This is a genomic window from Kosakonia beeri (assembly GCF_054165705.1).
In genome coordinates this window covers 4,176,737-4,196,599 of record NZ_CM135106.1, presented here as the reverse complement: position 1 = coordinate 4,196,599, position 19,863 = coordinate 4,176,737, and the positions used below count along the sequence as shown (strand labels likewise).

The 19,863-nt window shown below is 54.4% G+C and carries 18 protein-coding genes; 13 read left to right on the top strand and 5 right to left on the bottom strand.

Features of this window, described 5'->3' with window-relative positions; all coding sequences use genetic code 11:
* The first annotated feature begins 3 nt into the window (after positions 1–3).
* The 6 genes from yjjG (at position 4) to ACUY4S_RS19785 (ending at position 5,617) form a co-directional block, all read left to right on the top strand.
* Complete coding sequence (yjjG, locus tag ACUY4S_RS19810; protein WP_312687087.1) at positions 4–681, top strand: pyrimidine 5'-nucleotidase; 678 nt, start codon at positions 4–6, stop codon at positions 679–681.
* A gap of 91 nt (positions 682–772) precedes the next feature.
* Complete coding sequence (prfC, locus tag ACUY4S_RS19805) at positions 773–2,362, top strand: peptide chain release factor 3 (protein WP_312687089.1); 1,590 nt, start codon at positions 773–775, stop codon at positions 2,360–2,362.
* A 382-nt stretch (positions 2,363–2,744) separates the two neighbouring features.
* Positions 2,745–3,362: a molecular chaperone OsmY gene (gene osmY, locus ACUY4S_RS19800; protein WP_312687092.1), complete on the top strand. Its 618-nt coding sequence runs from the start codon at positions 2,745–2,747 to the stop codon at positions 3,360–3,362.
* Between the two features lie 129 nt (positions 3,363–3,491).
* Positions 3,492–3,653: a DUF1328 domain-containing protein gene (locus tag ACUY4S_RS19795; protein ID WP_007373037.1), complete on the top strand. Its 162-nt coding sequence runs from the start codon at positions 3,492–3,494 to the stop codon at positions 3,651–3,653.
* Between the two features lie 120 nt (positions 3,654–3,773).
* A complete protein-coding gene (locus ACUY4S_RS19790) occupies positions 3,774–4,838 on the top strand; it encodes a patatin-like phospholipase family protein (protein WP_458021784.1) in 1,065 nt (354 codons plus the stop codon).
* Entirely contained in the window at positions 4,835–5,617 is a 783-nt protein-coding gene (locus ACUY4S_RS19785; protein WP_312687095.1) for a metal-dependent hydrolase, read from the top strand. Before ACUY4S_RS19790 ends, ACUY4S_RS19785 begins: the two co-directional genes overlap by 4 nt.
* Here ACUY4S_RS19785 and ACUY4S_RS19780 read toward each other — a convergent pair.
* Both ACUY4S_RS19780 and ACUY4S_RS19775 read right to left on the bottom strand, forming a co-directional pair.
* Positions 5,606–6,469, bottom strand: coding sequence for a YjjW family glycine radical enzyme activase (locus ACUY4S_RS19780; protein ID WP_312687097.1), 864 nt, complete (start codon positions 6,467–6,469; stop codon positions 5,606–5,608). The genes ACUY4S_RS19785 and ACUY4S_RS19780 overlap by 12 nt on opposite strands.
* Entirely contained in the window at positions 6,441–7,991 is a 1,551-nt protein-coding gene (locus ACUY4S_RS19775; protein ID WP_458021845.1) for a YjjI family glycine radical enzyme, read from the bottom strand. Before ACUY4S_RS19775 ends, ACUY4S_RS19780 begins: the two co-directional genes overlap by 29 nt.
* Before the next feature lie 252 nt (positions 7,992–8,243).
* On the opposite strand from ACUY4S_RS19775, the gene deoC reads away from it, so the two are divergent.
* From deoC to deoD, 4 genes are all read left to right on the top strand, one after another.
* Positions 8,244–9,023 (top strand): deoxyribose-phosphate aldolase, encoded by a 780-nt coding sequence (deoC, locus tag ACUY4S_RS19770; RefSeq protein WP_312687099.1) that lies wholly within the window; start codon positions 8,244–8,246, stop codon positions 9,021–9,023.
* 97 nt (positions 9,024–9,120) lie between these two features.
* Positions 9,121–10,443, top strand: a complete 1,323-nt coding sequence (gene deoA / locus ACUY4S_RS19765; protein WP_312687101.1) for a thymidine phosphorylase — start codon at positions 9,121–9,123, stop codon at positions 10,441–10,443.
* A 51-nt stretch (positions 10,444–10,494) separates the two neighbouring features.
* The gene (gene deoB, locus ACUY4S_RS19760; protein WP_312687103.1) at positions 10,495–11,718 is read left to right on the top strand and encodes a phosphopentomutase; all 1,224 of its coding nucleotides are present in this window, start codon (positions 10,495–10,497) and stop codon (positions 11,716–11,718) included.
* Positions 11,719–11,780: 62 nt separating this feature from the next.
* Positions 11,781–12,500 carry a purine-nucleoside phosphorylase gene (deoD, locus tag ACUY4S_RS19755; RefSeq protein ID WP_312687105.1) on the top strand — a complete coding sequence of 240 codons (720 nt, stop codon included), beginning with the start codon at positions 11,781–11,783 and terminating at the stop codon, positions 12,498–12,500.
* A gap of 84 nt (positions 12,501–12,584) precedes the next feature.
* On the opposite strand, the gene lplA is transcribed toward deoD, so the two are convergent.
* Positions 12,585–13,601: a lipoate--protein ligase gene (gene lplA, locus ACUY4S_RS19750; protein ID WP_312687107.1), complete on the bottom strand. Its 1,017-nt coding sequence runs from the start codon at positions 13,599–13,601 to the stop codon at positions 12,585–12,587.
* Between the two features lie 50 nt (positions 13,602–13,651).
* Positions 13,652–14,296, bottom strand: coding sequence for a YtjB family periplasmic protein (locus ACUY4S_RS19745; RefSeq protein ID WP_312687109.1), 645 nt, complete (start codon positions 14,294–14,296; stop codon positions 13,652–13,654).
* 118 nt (positions 14,297–14,414) lie between these two features.
* Here ACUY4S_RS19745 and serB point away from each other — a divergent pair, with 118 nt between their 5' ends.
* Genes serB through nadR form a run of 3 tightly spaced genes read left to right on the top strand, consistent with a single transcriptional unit; the run spans position 14,415 to position 18,040 of the window.
* Positions 14,415–15,386 (top strand): phosphoserine phosphatase, encoded by a 972-nt coding sequence (gene serB, locus ACUY4S_RS19740; protein ID WP_312687112.1) that lies wholly within the window; start codon positions 14,415–14,417, stop codon positions 15,384–15,386.
* 8 nt (positions 15,387–15,394) lie between these two features.
* Positions 15,395–16,777, top strand: coding sequence for a DNA repair protein RadA (gene radA / locus ACUY4S_RS19735; RefSeq protein ID WP_312687116.1), 1,383 nt, complete (start codon positions 15,395–15,397; stop codon positions 16,775–16,777).
* Between the two features lie 30 nt (positions 16,778–16,807).
* Entirely contained in the window at positions 16,808–18,040 is a 1,233-nt protein-coding gene (nadR, locus tag ACUY4S_RS19730) for a multifunctional transcriptional regulator/nicotinamide-nucleotide adenylyltransferase/ribosylnicotinamide kinase NadR (RefSeq protein WP_312687117.1), read from the top strand.
* Between the two features lie 82 nt (positions 18,041–18,122).
* Here nadR and ettA read toward each other — a convergent pair whose 3' ends face one another.
* A complete protein-coding gene (ettA, locus tag ACUY4S_RS19725; RefSeq protein ID WP_312687118.1) occupies positions 18,123–19,790 on the bottom strand; it encodes an energy-dependent translational throttle protein EttA in 1,668 nt (555 codons plus the stop codon).
* Positions 19,791–19,863 lie beyond the last annotated feature (73 nt).

Sequence of the window (19,863 nt, the reverse complement as noted above, 5' to 3'; positions counted from 1 at the left end):
GTAATGAAATGGGACTGGATACTGTTTGATGCTGACGAAACGCTGTTTACGTTCGACGCGTTCGGTGGCTTACAACGGATGTTTCTTGACTATAGCGTAACATTCACCGATCAGGATTTTGTAGAATATCAGTCTGTTAACAAACCTTTGTGGGTGGATTACCAGAACGGTGCCATCAATGCGCTGCAGTTGCAGCATCGGCGTTTTCAGGGCTGGTCCGAGCGCCTGAATGTACCTGCCGGCGCGCTGAACGAGGCCTTTCTCAACGCAATGGCGGAAATCTGCGCGCCGTTACCGGGGGCAGTTTCATTATTGAACAGCCTGAAAGGCAAAGCCAAACTGGGCATTATTACCAACGGGTTTACCGCCTTGCAGCAAATCCGTCTGGAACGTACGGGGCTTCGCGACTATTTTGATTTATTGGTGATTTCTGAACAGGTTGGCGTCGCCAAACCGGACCCGAGGATCTTTAATTATGCGCTTGAGCAAGCCGGAAACCCGGATCGCGCGCGCGTATTGATGGTGGGCGATACAGCGGAATCAGACATTCTGGGCGGCATCAACGCCGGGCTGTCGACCTGCTGGCTAAATGCGCACCAACGTGCGTTGCCGGCGGGGATCACCCCAACCTGGACCGTCGCCTCTCTAAACGAACTGGAGCTACTCCTGTGTAAACATTGATTGTCTGCACTCAGCCGTTGAGTACAATAGCCGCATTTTTCGTATTTCATCGCGCGGCCTCAGGTCGCGCAATTACACAGAAGATTTCATTATGACGTTGTCTCCTTATTATCAAGAGGTGGCGAAGCGCCGTACGTTCGCTATCATCTCGCACCCCGATGCCGGTAAAACCACCATCACCGAGAAAGTGTTGTTGTTCGGACAGGCGATCCAGACCGCAGGTACCGTAAAAGGCCGTGGCTCCAACCAGCACGCCAAATCCGACTGGATGGAGATGGAAAAGCAACGTGGTATCTCCATTACCACCTCTGTTATGCAGTTTCCGTATAAAACCTGTCTGGTTAACCTGCTGGACACCCCAGGGCACGAAGACTTCTCGGAAGATACCTATCGTACCCTGACGGCGGTGGACTGCTGTCTGATGGTGATTGATGCCGCAAAAGGGGTTGAAGACAGGACGCGTAAACTGATGGAAGTGACCCGTCTGCGCGACACGCCTATCCTCACCTTTATGAACAAACTCGACCGTGACATCCGCGATCCGATGGAGCTGCTGGATGAGGTGGAAAATGAGTTAAAAATCGCCTGCGCGCCGATCACCTGGCCAATTGGTTGCGGCAAACTCTTTAAAGGCGTTTACCACCTTTATAAAGACGAAACTTACCTCTATCAGACCGGTAAAGGTCACACCATTCAGGACGTGCGTATCGTTAAAGGGCTGAATAACCCTGAGCTCGACCAGGCTGTTGGTGAAGACCTGGCGCAGCAGTTACGCGATGAGCTGGAGCTGGTGCAGGGGGCGTCCAATGAGTTCGACAAAGAGTTGTTTCTGAGCGGCGAAATCACCCCAGTCTTCTTTGGTACGGCATTGGGTAACTTTGGTGTCGATCATATGCTGGATGGCCTGGTTGAGTGGGCGCCTGCGCCGATGCCGCGGAAAACCGATACGCGTGAAGTGACCGCCGCAGATGAGAAGTTCACCGGCTTTGTGTTTAAGATCCAGGCGAACATGGATCCGAAGCACCGTGACCGCGTGGCATTTATGCGCGTCGTGTCTGGCCGCTATGAAAAAGGTATGAAACTGCGCCAGGTTCGTACCGGTAAAGACGTGGTGATTTCTGATGCGCTGACGTTTATGGCAGGTGACCGTTCGCACGTTGAAGAAGCGTATCCGGGCGATATCATCGGTCTGCACAACCACGGCACTATCCAGATTGGCGACACCTTTACTCAGGGTGAAATGATGAAGTTCACCGGCATCCCCAACTTTGCTCCGGAACTGTTCCGCCGCATTCGTCTGCGCGACCCGCTGAAGCAGAAGCAACTGCTAAAAGGTCTGGTACAGCTCTCAGAGGAGGGGGCCGTACAGGTGTTCCGTCCTGTCTCCAATAACGATCTGATTGTGGGGGCGGTTGGTGTGCTGCAGTTTGATGTGGTCGTTGCGCGTCTGAAAAGCGAGTACAACGTTGAAGCCGTGTACGAATCCGTAAACGTGGCTACCGCGCGTTGGGTTGAGAGCACAGACGTGAAAAAGTTCGAAGAGTTTAAGCGGAAGAACGAAATTCAGCTGGCTCTCGACGGCGGCGACAACCTGACGTATATCGCTCCGACGATGGTGAACCTGAACCTGACCCAGGAACGTTACCCTGAAGTCACCTTCCACAAAACCCGCGAGCATTAATCCTTTCCGGAGCGCGGCACACGCCGTGCTCCGTCACTTTTCCTGTCTTATTAGCCTGTTGCGGAAAGTTCTTAAAACCGCGCGTTTTGCTGCTTATTGGTCGTTTTTTAACCGCTTGTCCAGGCTTTTTAGCGATTGTGATCTATATTTAACAAAGTGATGACAAATTGGGTGGGTAAAAGTCCTGTTCATTGCGTGTTTTATAGTCTTTTATCCACCTTTGTCATTGCATGTTGATATTAATAACTGCATCAGAAGGGATGCGACGGTATTGTGACCGGAACCATTGATTTCTGAACTGGGTGACAATCACCGCGCAGTAGAGCAGCCATTGTTGCTGCTTGTAGCCCAAATTGTGGGCAAACCAATAGGAATGACATCGATGACTATGACAAGACTGAAGATTTCTAAAACTCTGCTGGCTGTAATGTTGGGTTCCGTATTGGCGAGTGGTTCTGCTTTCGCAGCAGAGACAACCACTGACAAAGCGCAAAACACCGCGTCCAGCGCAGGGGATAAAATCGATAGTTCTATGAATAAAGTCGGTGGCTTCATGGATGACAGCACCATTACCGCCAAGGTAAAAGCGGCGCTGGTGGATCATGAAAGCATTAAAAGCACCGATATTTCCGTCAAAACCGAGAAGAAAGTGGTTACGCTCAGCGGCTTTGTAGAAAGCCAGGCGCAGGCTGAACAGGCTGTTTCTGTCGCCAAAGGCGTAGAGGGCGTAGCGTCCGTCAGCGACAAGCTGCATGTACGTGACGGAAAATCCCAGTCAGTAAAAGGTTACGCGGGTGACACCGCCACAACCAGTGAAATCAAAGCCAAACTGCTGGCCGACGATGTGGTCCCTTCCCGTAAGGTTAAAGTGGAAACCACAGACGGCGTTGTCCAGTTGTCGGGTACCGTTGATTCACAAGCTCAAAGTGAACGCGCTGAAAGCATCGCCAAAGCCATTGATGGTGTGAAGAGCGTGAAAAACGATCTCAAAGTTAAGTAACAGATCCTGAAAACGTCACTGCCCGGCTGTTGCCGGATATGACAAGCACGTACCGGGAAAATCACGCGGGTGAGCATCCTGAGCGCTCACCGTAAGCGGTCGACATTAACTATGGTAAAGGAGAGTCTTATGTTTCGTTGGGGCATTATATTTCTGGTTATCGCGTTAATTGCCGCCGCTCTGGGCTTTGGTGGCCTGGCAGGCACGGCAGCAGGCGCCGCGAAAATTGTCTTCATCGTCGGTATTATCCTGTTCCTGGTGAGCCTGTTTATGGGTCGTCGGCGTCCATAGCGAATAACACGCTTAAACTTCGGTTACATTAAAGCCAGTCCTCGTGACTGGCTTTGCTGTTTCAGCGGACTATAAATTACGTTACTTTGTCAGGCATGACGTTTCTGAAAGGAAAGCAGCGTGGGGCAGTATATTCCCGTAACGCTCGGCAATATTGCGCCGCTGGCGTTAAAACCATTTCGGCCTGGTCGCCTCGCGCTGGTGTGCGAAGGTGGCGGCCAGCGTGGCATTTTTACCGCCGGGGTGCTGGATGAATTTATGCGCGCAGAATTTAACCCTTTCGAGCTCTATTTTGGAACTTCTGCGGGCGCGCAAAACCTGTCAGCTTATGTCTGTAACCAGCCCGGTTATGCCCGTAAAGTGATTATGCGTTACACGACGCAGCGCGATTTTTTTGACCCGGTGCGGTTTGTCCGCGGTGGCAACCTGATAGACCTTGACTGGCTGGTAGAATCAACCGCAAGCAAAATGCCACTGGCGATGGACACCGCTGCGCGCGCCTTTGAGGGCGGCAAAGCGTTTTACATGTGCGCCTGCCGGCAGGATGACTACACGGCAGAGTATTTCGCGCCGACGCACCAAACCTGGCTGGATTTAATTCGGGCTTCGAGTGCGATCCCCGGTTTTTACCGACCGGGCGTCTCACTGGAAGGTATCAACTATCTGGACGGCGGCGTCAGCGATGCCATTCCGGTGCAGGAAGCGGCTAAACGCGGGGCAAAAACCATTGTGGTGATCCGCACGGTACCGTCGCAAATGTATTATACGCCGCAGTGGTTTAAACGCATGGAACGCTGGCTGGGGGAGAGCAGTCTGCAACCGCTGGTTAACCTGGTGCAGCACCATGAAAAAAGTTATTTAGCCATTCAAAAATTCATCGAAACCCCGCCGGGTAAGCTGCGTATTTTTGAGATCTATCCTCCTAAGATACTGAACAGTATGGCGTTGGGGAGCCGTCTTCCCGCGCTGCGTGATGACTATAAAATTGGGCGACTGTGCGGGCGTTATTTTCTGGCGACAGTGGGTAAATTACTGGCACAAACTCCGCCACTGGTACGCCATCCGCCGCTTCTGGCAACCCGGGTTGTGCCTCCTGCGCCGGTGGCTAACGATGCGCTGGATACGCCGCTGGTCATTGCGCCGCAGGCTAACGATTTGCCAATCAATAAAGAGGATACGGCGTGAGTTTTCGCTTTATCGACACCCATTGTCATTTTGATTTCCCTCCCTTCTCCGGAGATGAAACCGCCAGCATTGCCCGTGCCGCTGCTGCGGGCGTCGGGCAGATCATCGTGCCGGCCATTGCGGCCCGCTATTTTGAGCGCGTCTGTGATTTAGCCCGCCAGCACGCTGCGCTTTATGCCGCGCTGGGTTTGCATCCCATCGTGATTGAGGAACATAACGGAGAAAGTCTGGATATTCTTCAGGAGTGCCTGGCCGCACAAGCCGATGCCGTGGTCGCGATTGGTGAGATCGGCCTCGATCTCTACCGTGAGGATCCGCAGTTTGAACGCCAGCAACAGTTACTGGATGCGCAGCTGAAACTGGCGAAGCGCTATGACTTACCGGTCATCCTTCACTCTCGTCGAACCCACGACAAACTGGCGATGCACCTGAAAAAGCATGATTTGCCGCGCAAAGGCGTGGTACACGGTTTCGCCGGCAGCCTGCAGCAAGCACAACGTTTTGTTGAGCTGGGCTACTGCATTGGCGTGGGCGGCACGATTACTTACCCCCGAGCGAGTAAAACCCGTGATGTAATGGCGCAGCTGCCGCTTTCCGCGCTGTTACTGGAAACGGACGCGCCGGATATGCCGTTAAACGGTTTTCAGGGTCAGCCCAACCGGCCGGAACAAGCCGCTCGCGTCTTTACAACGCTGTGTGAACTGCGCCCGGAACCCGCAGAAGACATTGCTGAGGCATTGCTGGCAAACACACGTCAGTTGTTTGCATTACAGGTATAGCGCTGGTCGAAGTACGGTTCTAACTCCACGCTCTTCCAGCGCCTCCGCCAGCGGTTCAATGTCTTCTGACGTGGCGCTACGCCAGTTTTGGGCCTCGCCGAACACGCCATGGGCATGGAACGCATTCAGACGCACCGGCACCTCCCCAAGCTCACCAATGAACGCCGCCAGCGCATCTATATGTGCCAGATAATCGCTGTGCTCAGGGATCAACAATAAACGTAGCTCCGCCAGTTTATGCTCCGCCGCCAGCAGACGCAGGCTCTCTTTTACCTGCCGGTTGTCCCGCCCGGTAAGATAGCGATGCAGCTCACTTGTCCAGGCTTTCAGATCGATCATCGCGCCGTGGCAAACCGGTAACAATCTACGCCAGCCGGTTTCACTGAGCAGACCGTTGCTGTCCACCAGGCAGCTCAGATGCCGAAGTTGTGGATCATCGTGTATGGCGGTAAACAGCGCGTGCAAAAAGGGTAACTGCAGCGTGGCCTCACCGCCGCTGACGGTGATGCCTTCAATAAAGGGCGCTGTTTTGCGGATCTGTGCCAGTACCATTGCCACTGACATCGGCTGTGCCATTGGTGTGGCTTGTTGCGGGCACACATGCAGGCAGGTATCACACTGCTGGCAATGATGCGCCTGCCAGATAACCTGCCTGCCCGTCAGCGTTAATGCCTTATTCGGGCAAGTGGGCACACATTCACCACAGTGATTGCAACGCCCAATGGTCCAGGGGTTATGGCAGTTCTTGCAGCGCATATTGCAGCCCTGTAAGAACAGCGCCAGTCTGCTTCCCGGACCGTCTACGCACGAAAAGGGAATGAGCTTACTGACGAAAGCGCATTTGCTGTTCATGGCTTATCACACGGGGTTGCCGCTCAAGAATGTGGGTGTTGCGCGCTGCCTCTTCACCGAGCCAGGTGGTATTGGTGCGCGATCCCGCGGCACGGAATTTCTCCAGATCCGAAAGACGCACCATATAACCGGTTACCCGCACAAGATCGTTACCCGCGATGTTGGCGGTAAACTCTCGCATACCAGCCTTAAAGGCCCCGAGGCAGAGCTGAACCAGCGCCTGCGGGTTGCGTTTGATGGTTTCGTCGAGGGTCAAAATGTCGCTGATCCCGGCACTGTACCAGGCGTGATGCGGTGCCACGGTAAGGAGATGTGTGATCGGATCCGGCTCATCGCCATAGGGCAGACGTGCGCCCGGCGTTGTGCCGATATCTGAACTGATCCCCGACTGTGCATGCAGCATGGCGCGCTGCCGCCAGCCATAGCTCACTGGCGTGTTATCGACGAATGTTGCAAGGGCTTCGCTGATACGGTAGCCGATCGCATTGGCCTGTTCATCTTTGCCGTAGCGTGCTCCGGACCCGGCTTTATCACAAAGAATATTTACTGCTTCAGCCAGCCCGAACAGGCCAAACATGGGCACAAAACGATCGGCATCGATCAGACCTTCCCGGACCAGGAAGCTATGCTCAAAGAAACCTGATTCTTGATAGAGGAAGTCGCAGCGGGCATTGATAACTGCCATTTGCTGGCGGCAGTAATGCGGTAACTGGTGCGTGAAAAAATCCTCCAGCGAGTCACTGCCTTCAGCAATGATTTTCAGATTGAGCCGCACCAGTGTGCTGCCGCCCCCGCCGAGGGGCAGCGAGTTGTAACAACTGACAATGCCATAGCCGCCTTTTGTGAAAATATTATCATGCATCGGGCCGTTAGCGATGTGGGGTTTACTGCATGAGCAGATATTACGCGCGACTTCGAGCAGCAGATCATCTGGCGTAATTTGCGGATCGTAAATAAAGGTGAGATTGGGCGCAACCTGCTTCAACTCTGCGTCGGCTCGCAATATGGCTCGCGTAACAGGGCCATCAAACGGGCCAATGTTCGCATGCATAAACGCATCGGGCAGTGTGCGGTCGAGATAGCGCCAGAAACGTTTTATTCGGATATCGATTTCTTCTTGTGTTAAAATTCTAACATACGGTTGTAGCAACGCATCCAGTTGTCCGAGGTAGACCGGCATTGCAGTGACGGAAGGCACATGGTGATAGAGGATGGTCAGCATCGACAAGGCATCATCCAGGTCACTGGCACCTTCCAGCTCCAGCCACGCGGAGCCATTCGCGAGAAATTTGGCGTAATCCGGCAGGACATAGCGTGGTTTGTACGGGGCATGGCCTTCGAACATATCGCAGACCGCGCCCTTATCAAGCGCGGCGCGCGCGGTTTCTGGCAGGGCCGGATACGGCAGGCTGTTTTCTGCCTCCAGCGCCAGAAAATGGCGCTTCTGTTCCGGGGTTAGCGTCGGGCTGGTGACTATCTGCTGGCAGTGCGACAGCAAAAAGGGATCAACAGATATGGACATCATTGTTCCTCTTGTTCCTTACGGGGAAGAGGAGTGTATGCAGGACGGGGCGCCTCCCTTTTTGATCCGCGTGGCTCCCCGGGCGATTACCGGCAGATTGAAGCTAAAAATTTGATGAATGTCTCATTATGGTTTTGCAAGCGTGAATTAAGTTTTCATTAACTGTGATGGGTGTCGAAGTGTAACGGTGGGTTAATGTTAGAATAGTAACAGACCCGAACAAGAAATCGGCAATGAGCCGTCGGAGAGATTATGACTGATTTAACTGCAAGCAGCCTGCGTGCATTAAAACTGATGGACCTGACCACCCTGAACGACGATGACACTAACGAGAAAGTCATCGCCCTGTGTCATCAGGCGAAAACGCCCGTCGGCAACACGGCGGCAATCTGTATTTATCCACGTTTTATTCCGATTGCACGTAAGACGCTGAACGCGCAGGGTACGCCGGATGTACGTATTGCGACGGTAACCAACTTCCCGCACGGTAACGACGACATTGAAATCGCGCTGGCGGAAACCCGCGCGGCGATCGCTTACGGTGCCGATGAAGTGGATGTGGTCTTCCCGTACCGCGCCCTGATTGCCGGTAACGAGCAGGTAGGTTTTGATCTGGTAAAAGCCTGCAAAGAGGCCTGCGCTGCGGCCAGCGTGTTGCTGAAAGTGATCATCGAAACCGGTGAACTGAAAGAAGAGGCGCTGATCCGTAAAGCGTCTGAAATCGCCATCAAAGCAGGGGCGGATTTCATCAAAACCTCGACCGGTAAAGTGGCGGTCAATGCGACGCCAGAGAGCGCACGCATCATGCTGGAAGTGATCCGTGATATGGGGGTGGAAAAATCGGTGGGCTTCAAACCCGCAGGCGGTGTGCGCAGCGCGGAAGATGCACAGCAGTACCTGGCTATTGCTGATGAATTATTAGGTGCTGACTGGGCCGATGCCCGTCACTACCGTTTTGGCGCGTCCAGCCTGCTGGCGAGCCTGCTGAAAGCGCTGGGCCATGGCGACGGTAAGAGCGCGAGCAGCTACTAATAATGGTCTGATAGCGTGTTGCTTATCAGGCTGACTTAACCCATGTTTCGCCGGGCCTGTTCTGGTGCCCGGCCGTATCTTTCCTCAGGGGGTTACCTTGTTTCTCGCTCAAGAAATTATTCGAAAAAAACGCGATGGTCTCGCACTGAGTGATGAAGAAATCCGTTTTTTTATCAATGGAATTCGCGATAACACTGTGTCCGAAGGGCAAATAGCTGCGCTGGCAATGACCATTTTCTTCCACGATATGATCATGCCTGAGCGCGTCTCGCTGACCATGGCGATGCGGGATTCCGGCACTGTGCTGGACTGGAAGCATCTCGATCTTAACGGCCCGGTAGTCGATAAACACTCTACTGGCGGTGTGGGCGATGTGACTTCGTTAATGCTGGGCCCGATGGTGGCGGCTTGCGGTGGCTATATCCCTATGATTTCCGGGCGCGGACTCGGCCATACAGGCGGTACGCTCGATAAACTGGAAGCGATCCCAGGTTTTGACATTTTCCCGCAGGACAGTCGCTTCCGCGAGATTATTAAAGAGGTGGGTGTGGCGATTATTGGCCAGACCAACTCGCTGGCACCGGCAGACAAACGTTTTTATGCCACCCGCGACATTACCGCAACGGTGGACTCCATCCCGCTGATAACGGCATCGATCCTCGCCAAAAAACTGGCGGAAGGGCTGGATGCGCTGGTCATGGATGTGAAAGTGGGCAGCGGGGCATTTATGCCGACCTACGCCCTTTCTGAACAGCTGGCTGAAGCGATCGTTGGCGTGGCCAATGGCGCAGGTGTACGAACCACCGCATTGCTGACAGATATGAACCAGGTGCTGGCATCCAGCGCGGGCAACGCCGTTGAAGTGCGCGAAGCCGTGCAATTCCTGACGGGCGAATACCGTAACCCGCGCTTGTTGGACGTCACCATGGCACTCTGTGTTGAGATGTTGATTTCCGGCAAGCTGGCGAAAGATGACCATGAAGCGCGGGCAAAATTGCAGACGGTGCTGGATAACGGTAAGGCGGCGGAAATTTTTGGCCGTATGGTGGCGGCACAAAAAGGCCCAACGGATTTTGTCGAAAACTACGACCACTATTTGCCGACCGCGACGCTGAGCAAAGCGGTATATGCGGATCAGGAAGGCTTTATTACCGCCATGGATACCCGTGCGCTGGGGATGGCGGTGGTATCAATGGGCGGTGGCCGCCGTCAGGCGACAGACAGCATTGATTACAGCGTCGGTTTTACCGGGATGGCGCGCCTGGGGGACAGTGTTGATGGCCAACGCCCGCTTGCGGTGATCCATGCGAAGGACGAAGCCAGCTGGCAGGATGCGGCAAAAGCGGTAAAAGCCGCGATTGTGGTAGGTGACAACGCACCAAAAGAGACACCAACAGTCTATCGCCGCATCACCGAATAGCGATATACTGATCTGATCGCTTTTTTACAAAGCACAAGGTACGGAGAACATATGAAACGTGCATTTATTATGGTGCTCGACTCGTTCGGCATCGGCGCGACGGAAGACGCGGAGCGCTTTGGCGACGTGGGTTCCGATACCCTCGGCCACATTGCAGAAGCCTGTGCTAAAGGTGAAGCAAATACCGGTCGTCACGGTCCGCTGAACTTACCGAATCTGACCCGTCTGGGTCTGGCGAAGGCGCATGAAGGTGCGGCCGGTTTCATCCCTGCCGGGATGGACGCCAACGCCGATATTATTGGCGCTTACGCATGGGCGCATGAACTCTCGTCGGGTAAAGATACCCCGTCAGGCCACTGGGAAATTGCCGGTGTACCGGTGTTATTTGACTGGGGCTACTTCAGCGACACCGAAAACAGCTTCCCGCAGGCGCTGTTGGATAAACTGGTGGCGCGCGCTAATCTGCCGGGTTATCTCGGCAACTGCCACTCCTCTGGTACGGTGATCCTCGACCAGCTTGGCGAAGAGCATATGAAAACCGGCAAGCCGATCTTCTACACCTCGGCGGATTCGGTATTCCAGATTGCCTGCCATGAAGAGACGTTTGGTCTGGATAAGCTGTATGAGTTGTGCGAAATCGCCCGTGAAGAGCTGACCGAAGGGGGTTACAACATCGGTCGTGTCATTGCGCGCCCGTTTGTCGGTGATAAAGCGGGTAACTTCCAGCGTACCGGCAACCGCCATGATCTGGCCGTTGAACCGCCATCAGCCACGGTATTGCAAAAACTGGTGGATGAAAAAGCGGGGCAGGTGGTTTCTGTCGGTAAAATTGCTGATATCTATGCGAACTGCGGTATCACCAAAAAAGTGAAAGCCACCGGGCTGGATGCACTGTTCGACGCTACCGTGAAAGAGATGAAAGAAGCGGGTGATAAGACGATTGTCTTTACTAACTTCGTTGATTTTGACTCATCATGGGGCCATCGCCGCGATGTGGCGGGCTATGCGGGCGGTCTGGAACTGTTTGACCGTCGTCTGCCGGAGTTGATGGAATTGGTCGGTGAAGACGACATTCTGATCCTCACCGCTGACCATGGCTGCGATCCGACCTGGAAAGGCACAGACCATACGCGTGAGCATATTCCGGTACTGGTTTACGGTCCAAAAGTGAAACCCGGTTCGTTGGGCCACCGTGAGACGTTCGCGGATATTGGCCAGACAATCGCCAAATACTTCGGTGTGTCTGATATGGAATATGGCAAGGCCATGTTCTGATGATTTTGGGCGGGAGTTTCCCGCCCTTTCCGTTTTACGACAACGATATAAAGGAATAGACGATGGCTACCCCACACATTAATGCAGAAATGGGCGATTTCGCTGACGTAGTGCTGATGCCCGGCGACCCGCTGCGCGCGAAGCATATTGCTGAAACTTTCCTCGAAGATTACCGCGAAGTAAACAATGTACGCGGCATGCTGGGTTACACCGGTACCTATAAAGGCCGCAAAATCTCTGTAATGGGCCACGGTATGGGCATTCCGTCCTGCTCTATTTACACCAAAGAGCTCATTACCGAGTTCGGCGTGAAGAAAATCATCCGCGTGGGTTCCTGCGGTGCTGTGCGTATGGATGTGAAACTGCGTGATGTCGTGATTGGCATGGGCGCATGCACCGATTCCAAAGTGAACCGCATTCGTTTCAAAGATCATGATTTTGCAGCGATTGCTGATTTTGACATGGTGCGTAACGCGGTTGACGCAGCAAAAGCGCTGGGTGTGGATGCGCGCGTGGGCAACCTGTTCTCTGCCGACCTGTTCTACTCCCCGGACGGTGAAATGTTCGACGTGATGGAAAAATATGGCGTGCTGGGTGTAGAAATGGAAGCGGCGGGTATCTATGGCGTGGCGGCAGAGTTTGGTGCGAAAGCGCTGACTATTTGCACCGTTTCCGACCATATCCGCACCCATGAACAGACCACCGCTGCGGAGCGTCAGACCACGTTCAACGACATGATCAAGATTGCGCTGGAATCGGTCCTGCTGGGCGACAAAGCGTAATTCTCTCTTCAAAGGGCAGTTTCTCTGCCCTTTTTTATCACTTCATTGATCTGTTTACGTGCAGGGCATCTCTGTCTTAGACCGTTAACGCACCGCGCCGGCAACCCACGCGGAAAGCTGGCGTAGCTCCTGTTCTTGTTCGGGAAAATCAACCTGCAGCGCGTCACATGCCTGCGCCAGCATATCCGCCCGGTAGAGACAGCCCTGTAAACGAGCAGCCAGCGCTTCCAGCGGTGCCGGGTTCAGGCTATCGGTAAACACTTGCGTGCGGGTGATATGCCCTTTCTCGACATCGAAATGCAGCTCCACGCCGCCCCAGCTAAAACGTTCATCCAGCAGGTGGCTAAATGCAGGCGCCTGGCCAAAATTCCACTCCCAACTGCTCTGGCGGGCAAAGGTTTCGGCGAAGTTTGGTAAATCCGGTGTGTTGGCCGGCGAGATCACCTCTGCGTCGACACGCTCACCGTAGTAAGCAAAAAAAGCCTCAGTGACAGCCTGGCAAACCTGCTCGTGAGTCATTCCCGGCAGCAGCTCCACCAGGTTGGCGACCCGCCCTCGCACCGAGGTAATGCCTTTGGCTTGCAGTTTTTTCTGGTCCGGATTGAGGTAATCTGCCAGGCGGCTGAGATCGGCATTCAGTAGCAGTGTGCCATGGTGGAAACCGCGATCTTTCGTCTCGCGGTACGCCGACCCGGACACTTTGCGATCGCCTTGCGTTGTTTTCACCACCAGATCATTACGGCCGGAGGCTTCTGCGGTCACGCCCAGTGCGTTCAACGCATTGAGGACAATCGCCGTCGAAATGGTTTTGTCGTATTCCGGTTTCCCGGCCATAAAGGTAAAGCAGGTATTACCGAGATCGTGGAATACCGCGCCGCCGCCGCTGCTTCTGCGGGCCAGCCGCACGTTATCTTCCTCCATGCGCCGGGTGTTGCACTCTTTCCACGGATTCTGCGCCCGCCCGATCACAACGGTATCGGCATTACGCCACAAGAACAGCACGCGCTGGGTGGCGGGCATCTGGCGGAAAATGCATTCCTCAACCGCCAGATTAAACCAGGGATCGTACGAGTCAGAGATAAGCAGACGAAGCGTCGACATAGTAGATTTCCTTTCTGTAACCTTCAGTTATCTTACCGGGAGCGCCGGGGTTACTCTTTCTTTTCGTGCTCTTCCTCTTCCGGCACCGGTTTATTGGCCGTCAGCAGGAAAGGGGATTGCTGCCAGCGGGTGCGTTTACCCTGCAATAGGGTGCGCGCCAGAATCACACCCAGCGCCAGCGATAACAGCAACATCAGGCGCAGAATATTGGTGGTGTTATCCACCTGCTTTGCTTCCGTTGCCAGAGTATGGGTATCGAGCGTTAGCCGCAAATATCCCAGCGGGCCGCTTTTGCCCTGAATGGGTTCGACGATTTGCTGATTAAAATAGCCACCGGCTTTTTTGCCATCCAGCGCCAGACGGTCGCGCACATCAATGCTTTCGCCTGAGCGGGCAATCAGATCGCCTTGCGCATCGTACACGCCGGCATCAAGAATGCGGCTCTCTTCTGTTAACTGGCGCAGCACAATATCGATGCGTTTCTCATCCGGCGTTTCGGTACGCATTAACGGTGCCAGGTTCAACGTTACCTGGCGCGCCAGCGTTCGTGCCAGTTCTTCCAGTTGCGGATTGCGCTGGCGCTGGTGGTTTTGACTAAACCAGGACGCGCCCTGCATGAGCGCCACCAGCAATGCCAGACAGATGAGGACGGTCACTGCGCGATGCAGCCGAAATTTAAGTTTTGCGCGAGCCATATTCCACCTGTTGAAAATTTGAGGCTTAATGTTGCCAGAAGCGCTGGTTACAAGGTAGCCTCATGCGTTATTTTCCCTTCCTCTGCTTTCTGGCGCGAACGTTTTTACAGGAGCTTTAATGCCGAACAGTTTGACCTGGTGCGATCTGCCCGATGATGTTTCTCAGTGGCCAGGATTGCCGCTCTCTTTAAGTGGCGATGAGGTGATGCCTCTCGATTACCACGCCGGCCGCAGCGGCTGGCTCCTGTACGGGCGTAACCTCGATAAGCAGCGTCTGACTACGTATCAGCGTAAGCTGGGGGCGGCGATGGTGATTGTTGCTGCCTGGGACGTAGAAGACTACCAGGTGATCCGCCTGGCGGGGTCATTAACCCCGCGTGCTTCACGCCTGGCGCATGATGAAGGCATGGACGTCGCCCCGCTGGGTAAAATCCCGCACTTACGCTCACCAGGCCTGCTGGTGATGGATATGGATTCTACAGCGATCCAGATTGAGTGCATTGATGAGATTGCTAAACTTGCCGGTACCGGCGAGATGGTGGCGGAAGTCACCGAGCGCGCCATGCGCGGCGAGCTGGATTTTACCGCCAGTCTGCGTAGCCGCGTGGCGACACTGAAAGGTGCCGATGCGAATATCCTGCTGCAGGTGCGGGAAAGCCTGCCGTTAATGCCAGGCCTGGTACAACTGGTGCTGAAACTGGAAACGCTGGGCTGGAAGGTGGCGATTGCCTCCGGCGGTTTCACCTTCTTTGCGGACTACCTGCGCGATAAACTGCGTCTGACAGCCGCGGTGGCAAATGAACTCGAGATCATGGACGGCAAGTTTACCGGCCAGGTGCTGGGTGACATTGTCGATGCGCAGTATAAAGCCAACACGCTGCAACGCCTGGCGCTGGAACATGAAATCCCGGCTGCGCAGACGGTGGCAATTGGCGATGGCGCGAACGACTTACCAATGATCAAAGCCGCAGGGCTGGGCATTGCGTTTCATGCCAAACCTAAAGTGAATGAAAAGGCGGAAGTCACTATTCGCCACGCCGATCTGATGGGCGTATTTTGTATTCTTTCCGGCAGTATCAATAAGAAGTAGAGGTCATTGTGGCGAAAGCTCCAAAACGCGCGTTTGTTTGTAATGAATGCGGCGCGGATTATCCGCGCTGGCAGGGGCAGTGCAGCGCCTGTCACGCATGGAACACCATTACTGAAATACGTGTCGCCGCTTCGCCTACCGTCGCGCGTAATGAGCGTCTTTCTGGCTATGCCGGAAATGCGGGCGTCTCGAAAGTACAGAAGCTGGCGGACATCAGTCTTGAAGAACTGCCGCGGTTCTCCACCGGGTTTAAAGAGTTTGACCGTGTGCTGGGCGGCGGTGTTGTGCCGGGCAGCGCTATTCTTATCGGCGGTAACCCTGGCGCAGGTAAATCAACGCTACTGCTGCAGACGCTGTGTAAACTGGCTGAGCAGATGAAAACCCTGTATGTCACCGGCGAAGAGTCATTGCAACAGGTGGCGATGCGCGCGCACCGTCTTGGTTTGCCGACCGCGAATCTGAACATGTTGTCGGAAACCAGTATCGAGCAGATCTGCATGATTGCGGAAGAAGAGCAGCCGAAGCTGATGGTGATCGACTCTATCCAGGTGATGCATATGGCCGATATTCAGTCTTCACCTGGCAGCGTGGCGCAGGTGCGCGAAACCGCCGCTTATCTGACAAGGTTTGCTAAAACACGAGGTGTGGCCATCGTCATGGTGGGGCATGTCACGAAAGACGGTTCGCTGGCCGGGCCGAAAGTACTGGAGCACTGTATTGACTGCTCGGTGCTATTAGATGGCGATGCCGACTCGCGTTTCCGCACGTTGCGTAGCCATAAAAACCGTTTCGGCGCGGTCAATGAACTGGGTGTATTTGCCATGACTGAGCAGGGGCTGCGTGAAGTCAGCAATCCCTCGGCAATTTTCCTCAGTCGCGGCGATGAAATCACTTCAGGTAGTTCGGTGATGGTGGTCTGGGAAGGTACCCGCCCGTTGTTGGTTGAAATTCAGGCGCTGGTGGATCACTCAATGATGGCAAATCCACGCCGCGTGGCTGTGGGGCTGGAACAAAACCGTCTGGCGATCCTCCTGGCAGTGTTGCACCGCCACGGCGGTTTGCAGATGGCAGATCAGGACGTGTTTGTGAACGTTGTCGGTGGGGTGAAAGTCACGGAAACCAGCGCCGATCTCGCGCTGTTGCTGGCGATGGTTTCCAGTCTGCGTGACAGGCCGTTACCGCAGGATCTGGTGGTCTTTGGCGAAGTTGGACTGGCCGGTGAAATTCGCCCTGTACCCAGTGGGCAGGAACGTATTTCAGAAGCTGCCAAGCATGGCTTCCGCCGCGCTATCGTTCCGGCGGCGAATGTGCCGAAAAAAGTCCCAGAAGGTATGCAGATATACGGTGTGAAGAAGCTCGCGGATGCGCTAAACGTCTTTGACGACTTATAATTGGCTAGTGATTTTTTGCAGGAGGCAACAATGTCGTCATTTGACTACTTAAAAACCGCGATCCGTCAGAAAGGCTGCACCTTACAGCAGGTGGCGGATGCCAGCGGCATGACCAAGGGCTATTTGAGCCAGCTGCTTAATGCCAAGATCAAAAGCCCCAGCGCGCAAAAACTTGAAGCGCTGCACCGCTTCCTCGATCTCGAATTTCCCCGCCGTGAAAAGAATATCGGCGTGGTTTTCGGTAAGTTTTATCCACTGCATACCGGGCATATCTACCTGATCCAGCGCGCGTGCAGCCAGGTTGACGAGCTGCATATTATCCTCGGCTATGATGAAACGCGCGATCGTGCGCTGTTTGAAGACAGCGCAATGTCGCAGCAGCCAACAGTAAGCGATCGCCTGCGCTGGTTATTGCAAACCTTTAAATACCAGAAAAATATCCGTATTCACGCCTTTAATGAAGAAGGTATGGAGCCGTATCCGCACGGCTGGGATGTCTGGAGTAAAGGCATTAAAGCGTTTATGGCTGAAAAAGGCATTACGCCAAACTGGATCTACACCTCTGAAGAGGCGGATGCGCCGCAGTATTTGCAGCATCTGGGCATCGAAGCGGTGCTGGTTGACCCGAAACGCACCTTTATGAATATCAGCGGCTCGCTGATCCGAGAAAACCCTTTCCGTTACTGGGAGTACATCCCTACGGAAGTAAAACCTTTCTTTGTGCGCACGGTGGCTATTCTTGGCGGTGAATCCAGCGGTAAATCGACGCTGGTGAATAAGCTCGCCAATATTTTCAACACGACCAGCGCCTGGGAGTTTGGTCGCGATTATGTGTTTACGCATCTCGGCGGCGACGAGATAGCCCTGCAATATTCTGATTATGACAAGATCGCGCTCGGCCATGCGCAATACATCGATTTTGCCGTGAAGTACGCTAACAAAGTGGCGTTTATCGACACCGATTTCGTGACCACGCAGGCGTTCTGTAAGAAGTATGAAGGGCGTGAGCACCCCTTTGTGCAGGCGCTGATTGACGAATACCGCTTCGATCTGGTGATCCTGTTAGAGAATAACACGCCGTGGGTTAACGATGGCTTACGCAGCCTTGGGAGCTCGGTGGATCGCAAAGAGTTCCAGGACATGCTGGTATCGATGCTGCAGGAAAATAATATTGAGTTTGTGCGGGTGGAAGAGGCGGACTACGACTCGCGTTTTCTTCAGTGTGTTGAGCTGGTGAAAGCGTTGATGGGCGAGCAGGGGTAATTCACTGATGGTGTCACGCTGTCCTCTTCCAGAAGAAGAGGCGCAAACATGAAAAAAGGCAACTTGCGTTGCCTTTTTGCGTTTATTTAGCGATACGCTTGTACTTAATACGTTTCGGCTCCAGCGCGTCCGCGCCGAGCGTGCGTTTCTTGTACTCTTCGTACTCGGTAAAGTTGCCTTCGAAGAATTCCACTTTACCTTCATCCTGGTAATCCAGAATGTGGGTCGCGATGCGGTCGAGGAACCAACGGTCATGCGAGATAACCATCGCACAGCCCGGGAACTCAAGCAGGGCGTTTTCCAGCGCGCGCAGGGTTTCGATATCCAGGTCGTTGGTCGGTTCATCGAGCAGCAACATGTTACCGCCAACCTGGAGCAGTTTGGCCAGATGCAGACGGCCGCGCTCACCACCGGACAGTTCGCCAACGCGTTTGCCCTGGTCGGTGCCTTTGAAGTTGAAGCGGCCAACATAAGCACGGCTTGGCATTTCGGTGTTACCGATACGCATAATATCCAGCCCACCGGAGACTTCTTCCCACACGGTTTTACTGTTGTCCATCGCGTCACGGAACTGATCCACAGACGCCAGTTTCACCGTGTCGCCCAGCGTAATGGTGCCGCCATCTGGCTGCTCCTGGCCCGACATCATACGGAACAGGGTTGATTTACCCGCGCCGTTAGGGCCGATAATGCCGACAATCGCACCTTTCGGCACCGAGAACGACAGACCATCAATCAACTGGCGGTCGCCATAGGATTTGCTGAGGTTGCTGACTTCCACCACTTTGTCGCCCAGGCGAGGTCCCGGTGGAATAAACAGTTCGTTGGTTTCGTTACGTTTCTGGTACTCAGTGTTGTTAAGCTCTTCAAAGCGCGCCAGACGGGCTTTGCCCTTCGACTGACGGCCTTTGGCACCCTGACGCACCCATTCCAGCTCTTTCTCAATGGACTTGCGACGTGCCGCTTCCTGAGACGCTTCCTGTGCCAGACGCTGATCTTTCTGCTCCAGCCAGGAGGAGTAGTTGCCTTCCCACGGGATACCTTCGCCGCGGTCCAGTTCGAGGATCCAGCCGGCGACGTTGTCGAGGAAGTAACGGTCGTGGGTGATTGCCACCACGGTGCCTTCGAAATCGTGCAGGAAGCGTTCCAGCCAGGCCACGGATTCCGCATCCAGGTGGTTAGTGGGTTCGTCGAGCAGCAGCATGTCTGGTTTTTCCAGCAGCAGGCGGCACAGTGCAACACGGCGACGTTCACCCCCGGAGAGGTTAGCGATTTTGGCATCCCAGTCCGGCAGGCGCAGCGCATCTGCGGCGCGTTCGAGCTGCATATTCAGGTTATGGCCGTCGTGCGCCTGGATAATCTCTTCAAACTTACCTTGCTGGGCCGCCAGCTTGTCGAAATCGGCATCCGGCTCTGCATATTGCGCGTAGACTTCGTCCAGACCTTTCAGCGCGTTAACCACTTCCGCCACCGCTTCTTCTACGGACTCACGTACGGTCTGTTCCGGGTTCAGCTGCGGTTCCTGCGGCAGGTAGCCAATCTTGATGCCAGGCTGCGGGCGGGCTTCACCTTCGATATCTGTATCGATGCCGGCCATGATGCGCAGCAGGGTAGATTTACCGGCACCGTTAAGACCCAGTACGCCGATTTTTGCGCCCGGGAAGAAGCTTAGCGAGATATTTTTGAGAATATGACGTTTCGGCGGGACAACTTTGCCGACACGATGCATGGTATAAACGAATTGAGCCACGTTGGACTTCGCCTCTTTTATCGTAATAGAAGGAGTATTCAACAGCGGAGTGTAGCCGTTTTCGACGCTTAAT